Genomic DNA, 15,869 nt, shown 5'->3' on the forward strand with positions numbered 1-15,869 from the left:
TTACAAAGGAGAAATATCAAATGAATCAAGAAGTAACAGATTTTATCGCAGCGATAAAAGAGCCTTGGCAAGTGGAGCTGAGTTCTGAGCTGCGCAAGCTTGTTCATGGAGCTATCCCAGACGTTCAGGAGCGCATTCAGTATAAGAAACCTCATTTTTTGAAAAATGGAAAATACGCTGCCGTTATTTCCACTTCGAAGGATGCGGTGAGCTTTACGATCTTTAACGCAAGTGAGCTATCGTTTCCGGAGCCATTGTTTGACGGTCCTCCTGAACGGAAAACCATTAAGCTTAAACAGGGGAATGCAGTTGATTATGATCAACTGACGTCGTTAGTTGGCCAGGCTGCCTCGACATTATAAGAGTGTATTGAATAAGAAGAGCACCTTGCTGGTGCTCTTTTTTGCGGGAAGCAACATAAGGAGCAGCTATAAGAAAGCCGGACACCATTCACTCGAATGGTGTCCGGCTTTTCTGTTCTTTATGAATAAATAAAGCTACGCAAATATGGTTATTGTGTAAGCTTCCTTATCCACTCTCTAGCGCCAAATGCGATGACCCGGTTATGAATCTTAGGTTCTGTTAGGTTGCAGCACTTCAACAATTCAGGCAGCGCATGTTCTTCAAGAGCAGCCTTGGCAGCTTCCATATAGCCCTTATATGTCGGAGTACTGCCGCCAACCACGATGACATCTGGATTATACAGATGAAGCAGGTTAGTTAAAGCGTAGCCAAAATATTGCCCTGCTTGGCGTACAAGCGCAGTCACCTGCAAATCGCCTGCTTCTAGCCGCTCACGCACTGCCGCATCATCTATGCCGGCTTGGTTCGTAATCGCGTAACCACTGGCTAGAGTATCGAGCAGTGCTGGCTTGCCATTCACGGTAAGGATCATATAGCCGAGCTCACCGCTCCAGCCCTTCGCACCAAGCTGCAATTCGCCTGAGGCGACTACACCTGCTGCGATGAAGGCATCAGACATAATGACCGCAACGGTATGGTTGTCCTGATAATGAGCAGCCTCGGCCATCGTTGCAGCCTTAACGTCGTTAATGAATGCTACAGGAATGCCTGCTGCTGTCGTAAACATATCTGCTGTAGTCCCGTTTAACACAGGTAAAACATGACTTAGCTCTACTTTATCCGTACCAACAACAAGTCCCGGCATACCGATGCCGATGCCGCTTGGTGTATAAGTCAGCTTGGCTACAAAAGCTTCGACCTCCTGCTGCAGCTCGAGCAGCGAGCAATCTCTGGCGATAGGAAAAATTTGCTCTAGACAGCCATTCGGCGTATCCGCCATCATATACATCTGACCGCCGTCTATTTCGATGCCAACATATGAATTCATACCATAGTCACTCCTAGTATAGGGTAGAGTAAGAAGTCTACTATCTCTAAAACATATCCATATTATATAAATTATAGAAAATAGCTGCAATAAGAGTATTTCGGCCATGCCAAGAACAAGTATAATTGTATTTTATCGGAGCCCGATGTTTATAAATGGTAAACTAAAGAAGTGGTTTAGATAACTATCTATAACGAGGCGGATACAAATATGGAAGAACAAATATTGAAATTTCTTAAGGAAGCTTATTCTATTGGTTGTTATAAGGTGGACACGGTAACCAATGAAATCTATCGTTGTCTTGCAAAGGAGGGCACCCTTTTTGTTCGAATAACGAATTATAAAACCTATCACGAGCAGTTAGAGGAAGTAAGCTGGACGAATTTTTTATGCCATCAAGGCGTTGGCGCTTCTGAAGCAGTCCACTCTTCTAATCATCAATATATTGAAAAGATCATGCTGGATGAAGAAAAGCTAGCCGTTGTATATAAAGCTGCGGCGGGCATTCATTTGCCACGGGCGGAGTGGAACAAATCTGTACTTAAAAAGGTTGGAAAACAAATAGGCAAGATGCATCGTGTAACCCAGTCCTATCTTGAGTCTACGGCACATCTTAAGGATTGGTACGAAAATAAGGAATATGATTTTCTCACACATATTCCGAAGGAAGAAACAGCGATACGAGAAATGGCAGATCGTCTTTTAACAGAGATTAAGGGTTTGCCTAAAAATAATTCAAACTACGGACTGATCCACGGTGATTTATGGCTAGAAAACATCTTAGTGGACGGCTCTGAAATTACGATGATTGATTTCCAAGATTGTGAAAAACATTTTAATATTTTTGATTTAGCTGTGCCTATTTATTCTGCTATGGAATTCTCATTCTCAGGCGGAGGGAACATAAAGGACTATCGACAGTCCATTACGGAAGTTCTCCTTGATGGATATAGAGAAGAGCACGATCTATCTACGGAGATGGTCGATACATTGCCGCTTTTTTTGAAATTGAAACAGCTGTTTGAATACAACTTGATGCATATGTATTGGAATCATGAACAATTAAGTGAGGAACAAGTTCGAATTTTGAATTTATATAGAATGCGAATTGAGTATGATCACTTTTTGTAAAAGGGTTAGCTGAGCGGAGGTGTTGTGAATTGACTGCTTATGACTTTGTATTTCCTGAACTAGAGACAGAACGTTTGAGGCTTTCTATTTTGACTTTAGATGATTCTGAAGCAATTTATAAGCATTTTTCGGATGAAAATGTGACCAGATTTATGGATATAAACCCATGTAAAGATTTAAACGAGGCCAAAGAGATTATTCAATATCACATCGATGATAAGGGCTGCCGATGGGGGATTTTCAGTAAAAAGGATCATAGACTCGTTGGAACTTGCGGTTTCCATTGCTGGATTCAAGGAGAGCAGCCTAAAGCAGAGATAGGATTTGATTTAGCTAAGGAATTCTGGGGAAAGGGGTTAATGCAAGAAGCGCTGCTCCCTGTAATAGCCTATGGATTTGAACAGATGGGTTTATCGATGATCGAAGCCACCGTGGAACAGCAAAATGGAAAATCCATTCAACTGCTGAATAGGCTGCATTTTGAGAAGGAAGCAGAATTAAGAGATGGGCTTTTTTATTATTACTTGAATCGAACGATATGAAAATTAGAAATCAAAATAGACCGAAACCATTCAATAATATGGTTCTCGGTCTATTCTTTGATTTCAAAATGGGGAACAAGCGATTAGCCCTCCTCCAAATTGGAGTAGTGTGTGACCCGGTTTCTCCCGCTTTTTTTGGAGTTGTAGAGTGCTTGATCAGCTTTTTGAAGCAAGGATTGATCGGTATCCTCCTGCGTAATCGTTGCTGCGCCAATACTAACCGTCACATGATATTCTCCCCAATGAGCTGTTTCAGTCTTGCTGCGATATCTTTCGGCTGCTAATATGGCATTCTCCTGGTTGGCATTAGGAATAATAATGACGAATTCCTCTCCTCCAAATCGAGCCACAATGTCGTCTTCTCTTGACGCGGATACGAGTAATTGTGCCAGCTCTGTAAGAACCAAATCACCGACCGGATGCCCATAGGTATCGTTAATGCTTTTAAAACGATCAATATCGATAATTAAAAGGGAAAATGGCTGCTCAGATTGTTGAAATATTGCGATATTCGCAAGTAAGCTCTCTTGAAAAAACCTTCGGTTTTTGAGCCCGGTTAAAGGATCGGTTGAGGCTAGCTTTTCCAACTGGTGGTTCAAAATTAGCAATTGCGAATGCTTGCTTTCATATTCTTCATGCAGGAGTTCAAGCTTTTTGTTCGCTTCATGGGTTGCCCGATAAAGCTCCTCCAGCTTTGTTTTGGTTTGCAGGATATCGTTCTCATGTTCAATGCGTTTGCGCATTTCCACAACGACACAATCAATGACAATTTCACCATCTCGTTCGTGGCGAATCCCGTTTAACAGTACAGGCACATCAAGCTGGTCTCTCGTTTTAAACGAGAAGTACATTTCATTCACATGCCCATACAGCTGGATATACGGATAAAAATAGGTATGAAAAAACAGTTTGTTCGTAAGAGACATAGTGGTTTCAAGATGTCGGTTCAGCAGTTCCTGCCGCTCAAAACCAAGCATGTTTAACAGCGTTTGATTGACCTCTTGAATTACCCCTGTACTTGAAATAGTGAAAAATCCACAGGGAGCATAATTTAACTGGGTATCCATGTAAAGACTGCCTCTCTTCAAATTCTAGTTGTTGGATAGATATTGTTTGATCAGTTGCGTCGTCTCTTCGGGATGACTTAAGTGCGGGTAATGGCCTTTTGCAAGCATATGCTGAAGAGTACTGTTTTTAAGATGAGCATGCAAATAGTCGCCAACCTCAATAGGAGCAATGCTGTCGTCAGAACATTGAAGAATGAGGGTAGGAACGGTTGCATGAATGAGATCAGCGCGACAATCGGATAAAAAAGTTACCTCAGCAAATTGCCTTGCAATATGGGGATCTCTAGAGCAAAAGCTTTTTTCCAATTCGTTAGTTAATTCCTTGCGTTCTGAATTTTGCATGACGATTGGCGCGAGGTAGCTCGCCCAGCCAATAAAATTCATTTGCATCATATGAAGCAATTCATCGATTTCATGCCGGTGGAAACCTCCATAATAATCTGGAAGGTCGTTTACATAACGCGGAGAAGGACCAAGCATAATAATGTGTTTAAAATATTCGGTATTGTGAATGGATGCAAGCATCCCAATCATACTGCTTACGGAGTGGCCAACAAATACAGCATCCTTTACATGCAGCGTATCCATAATTTCAATGACATCTTGCGCATAACCATGTAAACTATTATATTTTTCGGGTTCATAATAATCGATTTGAGATTCTCCAGAACCTACATAATCAAACAAGATGATGCGGTAATCATCTTCAAAGCTCGGGACGATGTAGCGCCACATATCTTGATCGCAGCCGAATCCATGTGCAAACACTATCGTTTGTTCACCTTTGCCTAAAACATTTACGTTATTGCGTACTAGGAAATCGACGGTCATCGGAATTCCCCTCTCTAAGATGATTAGTAAATAGATCCTCTGATATGCCATAAGCTTATGATTATTATATCTGATTACAGTGAACAATGGATTATTAATCTAATTAATTAATATATTAGCAGTGGAAATGATAGGGCTTTCTTTTTATTATCTTAATTGTGTATAGTAAAAACGAAATGAATGGGACAAGGAGTGTAGGCATGAATCGTTTCGGACAAATGAATACATTGCGTAATCAAATTTTCCTTGGCTTCATGCTCGTTATGGTTATCGTGCTGGGGGCGGTCGGCTTTTTTACGTATGATCAAGTTTCGGTTCTGCTGCGCAACAATGCGGAAAAACATATTCAACAAACGGCTGTTCAAGCGACAGGCAAGCTGGATGTGCTGCTGCGGCAGATCGATACGTTTACGATGCAGGTAGCAACAAGCGCAACGATCCAGCGGTTGATGGCACAAGAGGTGCAAGGACGCAAGATCAGCTTTGAAGAACGTCAATCCCTTCAGCAGGAGATACGAAAGCAAGAAGCTTATGCAACGGGGATTCGCTCATTGGAGCTGTATACAACCGACTATAGGATGCTGTTCCCGCTTACGGATATAAGCTTGGACAACCGGGTATCTACGGGCTGGCTCAGCCTTGTGGACAAGGGAAGAGGCAGGTTGGTCTGGTTCGGGATGGACCCGAGGTACCCCGATTCCATCATTGCGATTCGCCATGTTCGGCTTATTGACCATTCCTTCTCGCATGCAGGGTATTTGATGGTGCAAATTGATAAAAAATATTTTGAGCTCACGGAATCGAATGGAAACGCTGACAATAATTCCAGTGAAATGATGGGTTTATTCGATGCCGAGAATCAGACGATTACCTCCGATTTTTCGAAGGAAGTAGACGTTGAGAAGATGCTTAATCAAGGGGATGAGACGGTAGCGCTGGACGGAGAACGTTTCATGGCCATTGAGAAAAAATCGGAAATGACCGGCTGGAAAATTATTATTTTAACGCCGATAAAGTATGCTGCCGAAGGCATTTCGATTTTGCGTACCGTTATTATTGTTTCAATTTTAGTAGGCGGCATGTTATTTCTTATTTTAACTTTTATTTTATCAACGATGATTACTCGCCCGATATTGAATTTGATTAAAGTGATGCGCAATGCGAAGTTCGGAACCTTGAAGCCGATACCGGTTACGTCCAAAACGATGGAAATTAATGAGCTTAATAATACGTACAATCAGATGGTTGGCTCTTTGAATGAGCTCATTGATGTTGTTTATCAGAAGGAAATTGTTCAAAGCCGGACGGAGCTGAAGGCGCTGCAAGCGCAAATTAATCCGCACTTCTTGTTTAATACACTGGAAGCCTTTTATTGGGCACTGGATGAGAAAGACGAAGAGGAGCTGGCGGATGTTGTTATTGCAATGTCTGGTTTGTTCCGATATGTCATTTCACACGCGGATGAGGATGAATGGGTAACGATCGGTGATGAGCTTGAGCATGCGCAGCGGTATTTAAAAATAATGGATATGCGTATGATTGATAGACTGGCATGGAAGGTTGAATCGGAAGAAAATTGCCGCAGTGTGCCGATTCCTAAGCTTCTTATTCAACCGCTCGTGGAAAATGCGATTCTGCACGGCGTTGAACAGCGAATTGGGGCAGGCACCGTTGTTGTTCGGGTCGAGCCGTCTGAGCGGACGGGTTATACTCGCATTGCTGTGACGGATAATGGACCAGGCATGGATGAGGGGAAAATTCGGGCTTTGTACGCAGCAATGGACAAAGGCCAGCATCAAACTTCCTCCAAAGGAACTGGGGTTGGCATAAGCAATGTGGAACGAAGATTGCTGCTTTATTATCATTTGGAAACCAAAGGCTTGGAAATTAAGAGCGAGATCGGCAGTGGCACAACCGTCGCCTTTGAGATACCTAATGAACATGGGAGGGAAATTCCAATTGAAAACCATACTGATCGTGGATGATGAACCGAGAACGAGGGAAGGCGTACGCAAAGTGCTTGAAGCATGGTCGGCTGGACAATATCGGATAGAGACCGCATCCAATGGGATAGAAGCGATGGAGTGGCTTACGCTTAACGAGGCGAATTTGCTAATCACCGATATACGCATGCCTGAAATCGGAGGGCTCGATTTAGTGGAGCGAATAAACGAGCAGCTGCCGCATCCTCCTGTCGTCATCATTATTTCGGGTCACCCTGAATTTGATTACGCGCAGAAGGCGCTGCAGTTTGGTGTGGTCGAATATCTGCTCAAGCCTTTGGATAAAACTAAACTTATTAAAGCGGTAGAGCTTGCTATGAAAAGAGAAGAAAGCAAACACCGGATTGAGCGCATGGAGAAGCTAATGGACCCGAAGCTGCTGGATATTGCGCAGGAAGAAGACAGCTATAGCCCGCAGGTGCAAGAAGCGATTCAGTATTTAAAAGACAATTTGCAGAAGCCGCTCACTATGCGCGATACAGCAGAGCATTTGCATATGAATGCGAGCTATCTCAGCGTGCTCTTTAAGGAGCAGACGGGGCTTACGTTTAGCGATTATTTGACGAGAAAAAGGGTACAAAGAGCTAAGGAATTACTGTCTACAACAAGACTTGCGATTGCTGATATTGCTGAACAAGTCGGTTATCAAACGTCGAAATATTTTGTGAAAGTATTTCGTTCGCTTGAAGGAACTAGCCCGGGTCAATACCGAAGAACGATCGCTCATTCCGAGGAGACAATCCAATAAAAGTAGTATTTTCCCCAATTCATGTACCCTTACGATGCTGACATCGTGTTGATAAAATGGATTTGTAAGATTCAAATCTATCACCAGCAGAAAAGGGGTTGTAAACGTGTTCAAAAAGAAATTGACGATTCTCCTATTGACTCTATGTCTTGCAGTTGTTGCAGCAGGCTGCGGTCAAAATTCGAACAATGGCGGTAAAGAGGATTCAAAGAATGGTGCAAATGGAAGCGGTTCCGAGAAAGTAACGGTTAACTTTATGCACTTATGGCCTGAGGGTGTATCGGCTGGACAAAACAAAATTGTGAATCAAATCATTTCTGAATATCAAAAAGAGAACCCTAACGTTACGATCAAACAAGAAGTGCTGGATAACGAACAATATAAAAATAAATTGAAAGTGCTTTCAGCATCAAACCAACTGCCGGATGTAGGCGTTACTTGGGCAGCGGGCTTCCTTCAGCCGTATGTAGAGGGCAAGCTGTTCACACCGCTGGATGATCTGCTTAGCGGAAATCTTAATGGCAAATTCGTCAGCGGCACAACAGAGGCTTATGCTGTAGACGGTAAAACGTATGGTTTGCCGCTCGAATTCAATATTTCACCGGTATATTACAATAAAACGCTTTTTGAGAAATACAAGCTGGAAGTGCCACAAACCTACGAGCAATTTAAGCAAGTTGTGAAAACGCTCTCTGAAAACGGTGTCGCGCCAATCGCTCTTGGCAACAAGGATCGCTGGACTGGATCTTTGTGGTACATGTACCTTGCAGATCGTTTTGCAGGACAAGAAGCATTGTCCAAGGCAATTAGCGGCTCAGGATCTTTCAAGGATGAAAACCTAGTAAAAGCGGCTAGTGAGGTACAATCGCTAGTAGACAGCAATGCATTCGTAAAAGGCTTTAACGGCCTGTCCAACGAAGAAGCAAAATCAGAGTTTCTAAACAGCAAAGCGGCTATGTACATGATGGGTACGTGGGAGCTTCCTAACTTCACAACGAATGAAGATATACCTAAAGAGTTCCGCGACAGCGTTGGTTTCTTCAAGTTCCCAACGGTTGAAGGCGGCAAAGGCGATATCAACAGCTGGGTAGGTGGACCAGGCGTTGGATTGTTCGTTTCAGAAAGCTCAAATGTCAAAGCAGAAGCGAAAGCTTTCGTAGAATATTTTGTGGAAAAATGGGGCGAGCAATCCGTTACTGGAGCAGGTGTTATTCCAGCAACGAAGGTGGATACTTCCAAGCTTGAGCTGCCTCAGCTATATGTAGATCTGTTCAATGAAATGAACAAAGCTAGCAGCATTACCTTGTTTGCAGATGTACAAATGCAAGCAAATGCCGCAGAAACGCATCTCAACCAAATTCAAGCGTTATTCGGCAAAGCAGTGACACCAGAGAAATTCTCTGAAGAGCATGATGCGGCCATTTCCAAAGGAAACTGACAGCTTCTAGAATAGGGAGCAGGGAAGCCGTTTACCCGGCATATGATGCCGGGTAAATGCTTACTGCTTGAGAATGAGAAAGGAGTCGGCTAATTTGGATAAGGTCATGTCGAACAAAAGAATAATTGCGCTGTATGTGCTGCCTTCCCTGCTTTTGATATTAGCTATTGTATACATTCCAATCGTTCTGACTGGCTATTATGGATTAAACCAGTGGAATGGCATTGGAGCAATGAAGTTTATTGGTTTGGATAATTATCAAGCTCTAATTAAGGATAAAATGTTTTGGAACAGCGCCGGTCATTCGCTTATGTTAGCTGTTTTTTCAACACTTAGTCTCATTCTCTATTTAGTTATTGCTATGGTGTTGTCCGCCAAACTAAAGGGCGTCAATTTTTTTCGCAAAATATATTTGATTCCGATGCTGCTGTCGTCCGTAGCGATTGCACAGCTTTGGCTGAAAATTTATCATCCAACAAATGGGATTCTGAACAGCTTTCTCGAATCCATTGGGTTTGCAAATCCTCCCGCATGGCTGGCTGAGTCTTCACTGGTATTGTTTGCTTTATTCATTCCAATCCTCTGGCAGTATGCGGGCTTTTATATTTTAATTTATTACGCTGCGCTTAAGAACATCCCGGCTTCACTTGAGGAAGCGGCGAAGATCGACGGTGCGAATGCCTTTCAAATCGCTTACAAAATCAAGCTTCCGCTGGCGATGGAGGTCATTAAAGTAACGATCGTGCTGGCAGTTGTTGGCTCGCTAAAATACTTTGATCTGATCTACGTCATGACAGATGGAGGGCCGAATGGCTCCAGTGAAGTGATGGCATCGTACATGTATCACCAAGCTTTCCGGGCATATGACTTTGGTTATGGCAGTGCAATTGGCTTCTTCCTGCTTATCATCTGTCTCATCGTAACTTGGATAATCCGAAAATTGACTGCTACAAAAGATACGATTCAATATTCGTAAGGAGGGAAGCTTCATGATGCCCGGAACTGCAGGACAGCTGAGGAACGGAAACAAAAGCTCCGGCGCTTGGATAGCAAGCAAACTGGGTTATTCCGTACTATATATCGTGTTATCGGTCGTTGCCATATTGCAAATTTTCCCGCTCGTATGGCTTCTGTTTTTCTCGCTTAAAAACAATCAGGAAGTATTCAATCTTCCTCCGTTGTCACTGCCTATGAATCCTAGGTGGGAAAATTACGAGAAGGTATGGAGTGCTGGAAATATTGATGTTTACTTTTTCAACAGCGTATGGATTACGGTTGTAGCGACGGTGCTTACGATTGTGTTAGGCAGCCTGGTTACCTACGCGATAACAAGGTTGAAGTGGAAGGGAAGTTCTTTTGTACTCGGTTTATTCATGGTTGCGATGATGATTCCGGTGCATTCGACGCTCATTCCGTTGTTCAGCATATTCAACAAAATACATCTCATTGATCATCCGTTGTCGCTTATTTTGTCTTATGTAGCGTTCAATATGCCGATCACGATTATGATCCTGCTTGGCTTCTATTATGCTTTGCCGCGAGAGGTAGAAGAAGCGGCGGTTATTGACGGCTGCTCCGTGAACAAAATATTTTTCCGAATCGTACTGCCGATGACAGGCTCTGTTATCGCAACGACAGGCATTATTAACATGATTTATAATTGGAATGAATTTATTTTCGTTAATACATTTATAAGCTCAGATGCCTATAAAACGCTGACGGTCGGCGTGCAAAACTTCATCGGGCAGTATACGACGGACTGGGGCGCAATCGGCGCTACATTAATGATTAGTATATTGCCAATATTGATTGCATTCCTATTCTTAAGCGATCGTATCGTTGAAGGCATAGCGGCAGGTTCAGTCAAAGGCTAAAGCTGATGATGGATGTCGTTCGCTTGGCAGTATTTGAATCGTTCAAGAACCTCCAATCACAGCAGTGATTATGGAGGTTCTTTCGTTTATGTAAAGTATAAAAAAAAAGAAAGCTCTTAGGAACGATGCTCAGCTCCCAAAAGCTTTCTTACTTCATTAATGATTGTCGTATATAAAATAATCAAAGTCTGCATGAAGGCTGCGTCCAGATGTATCCTGACACTGCATGCCGACGAATGCGCCTGTGAAGAAGCCGCCGCCTTGAATGTAGTCATCCGATAGCTTGTAGCATTCGAAGTTTACAGGCAGTCGAGTCCAGCTCTTGCCATCAAACGAATAAGAGTAGTAGTACAGTGTATTCTCTACGTCAACACGAATATGCACATAGGCAACGTCTTCTGTAATCGCTATTTCGTTTCCTTGAAGCGGCTCAGAGAACGAAAAATTATCGCATGCAACAAGCTGCAAAATTCTTCCCTTTTCCTCATTCCATGAGATTTGGCAGGATGTCCAGTTTTGCGTGTTGTAGTAGTTCACAAGCCCAGCTGATTGTTGGAAGGACGTCGGTTGAAATGCGATTTTTGTTTCAGCTGTAAAGTTGAAATGCTGCCATCTCCTTGCGATAAATGACTGCGTAAATTTGGAAGTCAATGATTCTTTGCCGTATAGACGAAGATGTCCAGGGTTATCGGTCAAAGAAACAATTTGATCTCCTAAAGGGATGCGCAGGCTTTGGAAATGCAGGTTTAGCGTGCTGCTATCGAAATCGTCCTTAACTGGATAATCGCGCTCCCATTTCACTTCTGGAATGTTCGGTCCTTCAATGACAAGGGAAGGCTGGTTGCCGCCAACGACATAAGGCCAATCATTGCGCCATTCGAGCCGCTGAATAGCTGTTTCTCTGCCAAGCGGGCAGTATCCACGCGGATCAAGCAGCGGCTGGCCTTCTCTGGAGAGAGGTCGTCCAACTAGATGCACTAAGAACCACTCGCCCGTATGCGTTTGAACGATAGAAGCATGGCCAGCCTTTTGCAATGGAATACGCGGTGCATGGAACGATGAGATTAACGGATTTTCTGGATGCACCTCATATGGTCCGGTAAGCTGTTTGGAGCGAGCGATAGTCGCCTGATGCTCATATTTGGTGCCGCCCTCAGCCGTAAGCAAGTAATAGTAGCCATTCATTTTATAGAGATGAGGAGCTTCGGTCAGCTTAATATCGGTTCCTTTGAAAATAATTTCAGGTTTGCCGATTAGCTTCTGCTCACTCGCGCTGTATTCCTGTAGCAAAATACCATAGAAGTTGTGATGGCCGACCCGTTGATCCCACATCATGTTTACAAAATACTTTTTTCCGTCCTCGTCATGGAACAACGATGGATCGAAGCCGGAGCTATTCACATGAATGGGCTCGGACCATTCGCCATCAATCGTGTCGCAGGTAACCAAATAATTGTGGCAGTCTTTCCATTGTCCTTCGGTCACTTTCACATCGGTATAGATGAGCCAAAATTTATTGTCACTATAGGATAGTGCGGGAGCCCAAATACCGCCAGAATCAGGATTGCCCATCATGTTCAGCTGGCTGAGCCTGCTTAAAGGTCTTGAGGCAAGCCTCCAGTTTTTTAAATCCTTAGAGTGGTAAATGCCGACGCCGGGAAACCATTCGAAGGTTGAAACCGCAATATAGTAGTCTTCTCCTACACGGCAAATACAGGGGTCTGGATTAAAGCCAGGTAAAATCGGATTTTGGATGGCAGTCATATCTTTTCTCCTTTTTAGGAAATGAATTGTAATCTATACTATCTATATCATAGCAATGATTTTAACCCGTTCCCATATCCATACCATGTTGATATTTACCCAAATCAATCATATTTTTGAGCCTGCAAATAAGGAAGGAGAAATACGCGCTTATGCAAATAAAAATAGAGTCCGCTAGAAAGGAATTTATGCTGCCTGATATGGATTCCACCTTCCGTGTTTTTGCAGCACACTGGCGTACGGTTGATCCGGATTGGAAATATCCGCTGCATAAGCATCCTCTATTTGAAGTGAATCTCGTATTATCGGGAACGCAGGAGATGAAGGTTAACGGACATGCCTATAAGCAAGGTCCAGGTGATCTTATATTGCTCAATCCGGGGGACAATCATGAAAGCTCTGTCGCTAGTAATGATGAAATGACCTATTACTGCTTGCATTTTGACGTCGATGAGAGATCTTTCCGTGAGCTTCTTATTCGCAATAGCCGTTGTTTTCACGAAGCTGGCAGTGAGCTGGCAGTAGCAATCAAGCCAGCTTTGGATAAATTAATGGCATTAACCTCTGAAGAAGCAGTGGTACGAGTAGAATCTCGCATGAATATTTTGTCTGCTTTATTTGAACTGTTTGCCGGATTAAGCGGTACGCTGTCTGAGCTTAACCGCGGTGATGAGGCTGGTGCACGGAAATCGGCTGCAGCAGCACAGATTGCGACTATGCTGGAGCGTACGGTTGAGGGTGCGGCAAGCAGAAGAGGGCAGGAGGACGAGATGGAGACGATAAAATTAATTGCGGATTCGGTGGGTTACAGCATGTCGTCGGTCAATCGCATGTTTACCCAGGTGTATGGCGTGTCTCCCCGTCAATATTTGTCCACTTTGATGCTAAAAAAAGCGAAGCTGCTGCTGATGAATCCCGAAGCAACGGTAGAGTCGATATCGGCGAGGCTTGGCTACCATAATATTGCGCACTTCAGCAGGCAGTTCAAGCGCTGGACGGGGGAGTCGCCAAGCAGCTTCCGCAGCCGTTTCCATGAATAAGCAAAACGCTTCATCTTGAATGTGCAATATACTATAATTGGAAAGTGATCATTATATTATCTTATTTGGCGGTGGAGACTAGTGTCAGCTGAAATTACTTATGGAAGCAAAGAAGAAAGCGAATACGTGAAAAGAAAACTGATCGAGTATAATCATGGGCATGTCCCCGACGAGTTGAAAAACAATTATGAGGAAATAAACCTGACGATAAAGGATGACGAGGGCAAAATCCTTGGCGGACTATTAAGCGTCTTTTGCTGGAATTGGATAGAGGTCGATATTTTATGGGTAGATCAAGCTCTTAGAGGCACAGGTCTCGGCAGCCAGCTGCTATCCCAAATAGAGAAAATAGCTAAAGAGAAGAAATGCACCTTCATTAAGCTAAACACGTTTAGTTTTCAGGCGCCGGAATTTTATAAGAAAAATGGTTATAGAGAAGTGGCGGTCTTTGAAGACGCGCCCTTAGGCAGCAAACATTATTATTTTCGAAAAGATATTAGTCCACTCATTTCAATCAGAATATAACAAAAGGCTGCCAAGTTTTAAAGAAGAAGGGATTTGAATATGATCAAAGTTGCTTATTTAGGGCCCAAGGGAACCTTTTCGGAAGAGGCTGCCCATCAATATTTTGCTGATTCAACCGAATGGGTTATGCACGAATCGATATTGGATGTATTGGAAGCTGTTTATTCGGAGGAAGTGGATAAATGTATTGTTCCGATTGAAAATTCAATTGCAGGCAACATACATATGACCATTGACGGTTTATTAATGTACAATCTTCACATTGAAGCGGATCTGGTTTTTACGGTATCCCTTCATTTGATTGGAAGTCCTGAGGCTGATATCAATGAGATCACAACGGTTAGATCTATAAATCCAGTTATTAACCAGTGCAGGGAGTTCATTAAACGCAATCATCTAAAAACGGAATATACAGATAGTACAGCGAAGGCTGCTCAATCCATTAAAGAATCGGATACGGTCGCGGCGATTGCTTCGAAATCGGTAGCAGAGCAATATAGCTTGAAAATACTCGATAGTGAAATTCAAGACCATTCAGCTAATCACACCCGATTTATTGTTGTCAGCAAAAAAATACCTTTGGGCAAAGCACAAATGAAGTCCATGCTATTGCTAACACCAAACAATGAATTCCCGGGGGTATTGTCATCCATTCTAAATGTTTTCTCCGCACTAGGCATTAACCTTACTTGGATTGAATCGCGTCCCACTGGTAAGCAATTAGGGACATATCGCTTTTTAATAGAAACGGAAATGGCGCAGGATGAACCGCGTATGAATAAAGCGATGAAAATTTTTGAAACGTTTGGGCATCAAGTGCATATTGTAGGAAGTTATTCGACAACTATTCTTTAACGGGATAGTTCTCCTAATCAGCAGATTAGCAACAATTATTTCCATCCCATCGTTATAGGATATAAGAATGAATGGGAGTGATGAACATGAGAAATAAAGTACTATTACTAACCCTTAGCTTCATCTGTTTGTTTATCGTAGTGAACGCTAATTTTGTCCATGCTTGCTCACCTATCCCATGGAACTTTGAAGAGGCTTATGAGTCGAAAGCTATGGTTTATGGCAAGGTGGCTGATATAAGTGAGGACGGAAGAAAAGTTACACTGGCTGTTACTTCATATGCTGGACCGGGCAAAGCGCCGCAGACGATTTATTTGCCAGAAACGATAGACAATAGAAGCAAATATCCAGCTGGAAATGCATGTCCTGATTTTTCTATGAAGTTCAAATCCGGTGAAGAATACGTCTTTTTCCTATCTGACATCCCTCCTAATCTTAAATTGCTTTCTCCAAGCTGGATAACGGCGTCTAAAGTAGAAAATGGGCAGGTCGTCGTTGGATATCCAAATGGTGAAAAGGACGAATTGGAAGATCGGTTGAAGGAGTTTGCAGATTCAAAGAATTACGAGATACAGTCGCCACATAGCACATCTCCTATTTGGGGGAAAAGCGATAAGTTATTAGTGCCGTCCATGATCGTAGTCGGCTTGCGCATCATGTTAGGACGTATTTAATGTTGTGAAATACGAATGAACAACAG

16 protein-coding genes are annotated in these 15,869 nt (G+C 43.0%); 12 read left to right on the plus strand and 4 right to left on the minus strand.

From position 1 onward, the window contains the following. Window positions 1-20 precede the first annotated feature (20 nt). Complete coding sequence (locus MHH56_RS03540; protein ID WP_339206649.1) at window positions 21-362, plus strand: DUF1801 domain-containing protein; 342 nt, start codon at window positions 21-23, stop codon at window positions 360-362. 149 nt (window positions 363-511) lie between these two features. On the opposite strand, the gene MHH56_RS03545 is transcribed toward MHH56_RS03540, so the two are convergent. Continuing rightward, complete coding sequence (locus tag MHH56_RS03545; RefSeq protein WP_339206651.1) at window positions 512-1,351, minus strand: ROK family protein; 840 nt, start codon at window positions 1,349-1,351, stop codon at window positions 512-514. A gap of 210 nt (window positions 1,352-1,561) precedes the next feature. On the opposite strand from MHH56_RS03545, the gene MHH56_RS03550 reads away from it, so the two are divergent. Together MHH56_RS03550 and MHH56_RS03555 are read left to right on the plus strand one after the other, a co-directional pair. Continuing rightward, a complete protein-coding gene (locus MHH56_RS03550; protein WP_339206653.1) occupies window positions 1,562-2,482 on the plus strand; it encodes a phosphotransferase in 921 nt (306 codons plus the stop codon). Window positions 2,483-2,511: 29 nt separating this feature from the next. Then, on the plus strand, window positions 2,512-3,024 hold the full coding sequence (locus MHH56_RS03555; RefSeq protein WP_339206655.1) for a GNAT family N-acetyltransferase: 513 nt from the start codon (window positions 2,512-2,514) through the stop codon (window positions 3,022-3,024). Window positions 3,025-3,107: 83 nt separating this feature from the next. Here MHH56_RS03555 and MHH56_RS03560 read toward each other — a convergent pair whose 3' ends face one another. Continuing rightward, entirely contained in the window at window positions 3,108-4,091 is a 984-nt protein-coding gene (locus MHH56_RS03560) for a sensor domain-containing diguanylate cyclase (protein ID WP_339206656.1), read from the minus strand. A gap of 24 nt (window positions 4,092-4,115) precedes the next feature. Continuing rightward, window positions 4,116-4,922 carry an alpha/beta hydrolase gene (locus MHH56_RS03565; RefSeq protein WP_339206658.1) on the minus strand — a complete coding sequence of 269 codons (807 nt, stop codon included), beginning with the start codon at window positions 4,920-4,922 and terminating at the stop codon, window positions 4,116-4,118. Between the two features lie 200 nt (window positions 4,923-5,122). Here MHH56_RS03565 and MHH56_RS03570 point away from each other — a divergent pair, with 200 nt between their 5' ends. The 5 genes from MHH56_RS03570 (at window position 5,123) to MHH56_RS03590 (ending at window position 10,985) form a co-directional block, all read left to right on the plus strand. After that, the gene (locus MHH56_RS03570) at window positions 5,123-6,907 is read left to right on the plus strand and encodes a sensor histidine kinase (protein WP_339209494.1); all 1,785 of its coding nucleotides are present in this window, start codon (window positions 5,123-5,125) and stop codon (window positions 6,905-6,907) included. Next, window positions 6,882-7,673, plus strand: coding sequence for a response regulator (locus tag MHH56_RS03575; RefSeq protein WP_339206660.1), 792 nt, complete (start codon window positions 6,882-6,884; stop codon window positions 7,671-7,673). The genes MHH56_RS03570 and MHH56_RS03575 overlap by 26 nt, the downstream gene beginning before the upstream one ends. Window positions 7,674-7,779: 106 nt before the next feature. Beyond that, on the plus strand, window positions 7,780-9,111 hold the full coding sequence (locus tag MHH56_RS03580) for an extracellular solute-binding protein (protein ID WP_339206661.1): 1,332 nt from the start codon (window positions 7,780-7,782) through the stop codon (window positions 9,109-9,111). A 94-nt stretch (window positions 9,112-9,205) separates the two neighbouring features. Then, complete coding sequence (locus MHH56_RS03585; RefSeq protein ID WP_054026328.1) at window positions 9,206-10,087, plus strand: sugar ABC transporter permease; 882 nt, start codon at window positions 9,206-9,208, stop codon at window positions 10,085-10,087. 13 nt (window positions 10,088-10,100) lie between these two features. Beyond that, window positions 10,101-10,985 (plus strand): carbohydrate ABC transporter permease, encoded by an 885-nt coding sequence (locus MHH56_RS03590; RefSeq protein ID WP_076268734.1) that lies wholly within the window; start codon window positions 10,101-10,103, stop codon window positions 10,983-10,985. Window positions 10,986-11,141: 156 nt separating this feature from the next. Here the strand turns inward: MHH56_RS03590 and MHH56_RS03595 are convergent, their stop codons facing one another. Beyond that, window positions 11,142-12,749 (minus strand): glycoside hydrolase family 43 protein, encoded by a 1,608-nt coding sequence (locus MHH56_RS03595; protein ID WP_339206663.1) that lies wholly within the window; start codon window positions 12,747-12,749, stop codon window positions 11,142-11,144. Between the two features lie 152 nt (window positions 12,750-12,901). On the opposite strand from MHH56_RS03595, the gene MHH56_RS03600 reads away from it, so the two are divergent. From MHH56_RS03600 to MHH56_RS03615, 4 genes are all read left to right on the plus strand, one after another. Then, a complete protein-coding gene (locus MHH56_RS03600; protein ID WP_339206664.1) occupies window positions 12,902-13,789 on the plus strand; it encodes an AraC family transcriptional regulator in 888 nt (295 codons plus the stop codon). Window positions 13,790-13,870: 81 nt separating this feature from the next. After that, window positions 13,871-14,314, plus strand: a complete 444-nt coding sequence (locus MHH56_RS03605) for a GNAT family N-acetyltransferase (RefSeq protein ID WP_339206665.1) — start codon at window positions 13,871-13,873, stop codon at window positions 14,312-14,314. 39 nt (window positions 14,315-14,353) lie between these two features. Continuing rightward, window positions 14,354-15,169 carry a prephenate dehydratase gene (pheA, locus tag MHH56_RS03610; protein WP_339206666.1) on the plus strand — a complete coding sequence of 272 codons (816 nt, stop codon included), beginning with the start codon at window positions 14,354-14,356 and terminating at the stop codon, window positions 15,167-15,169. 86 nt (window positions 15,170-15,255) lie between these two features. Then, window positions 15,256-15,843: a hypothetical protein gene (locus tag MHH56_RS03615; protein ID WP_339206667.1), complete on the plus strand. Its 588-nt coding sequence runs from the start codon at window positions 15,256-15,258 to the stop codon at window positions 15,841-15,843. The last annotated feature ends 26 nt before the right edge of the window (window positions 15,844-15,869 follow it).

Source organism: Paenibacillus sp. FSL K6-3182 (assembly GCF_037976325.1).
Lineage (GTDB): Bacteria > Bacillota > Bacilli > Paenibacillales > Paenibacillaceae > Pristimantibacillus.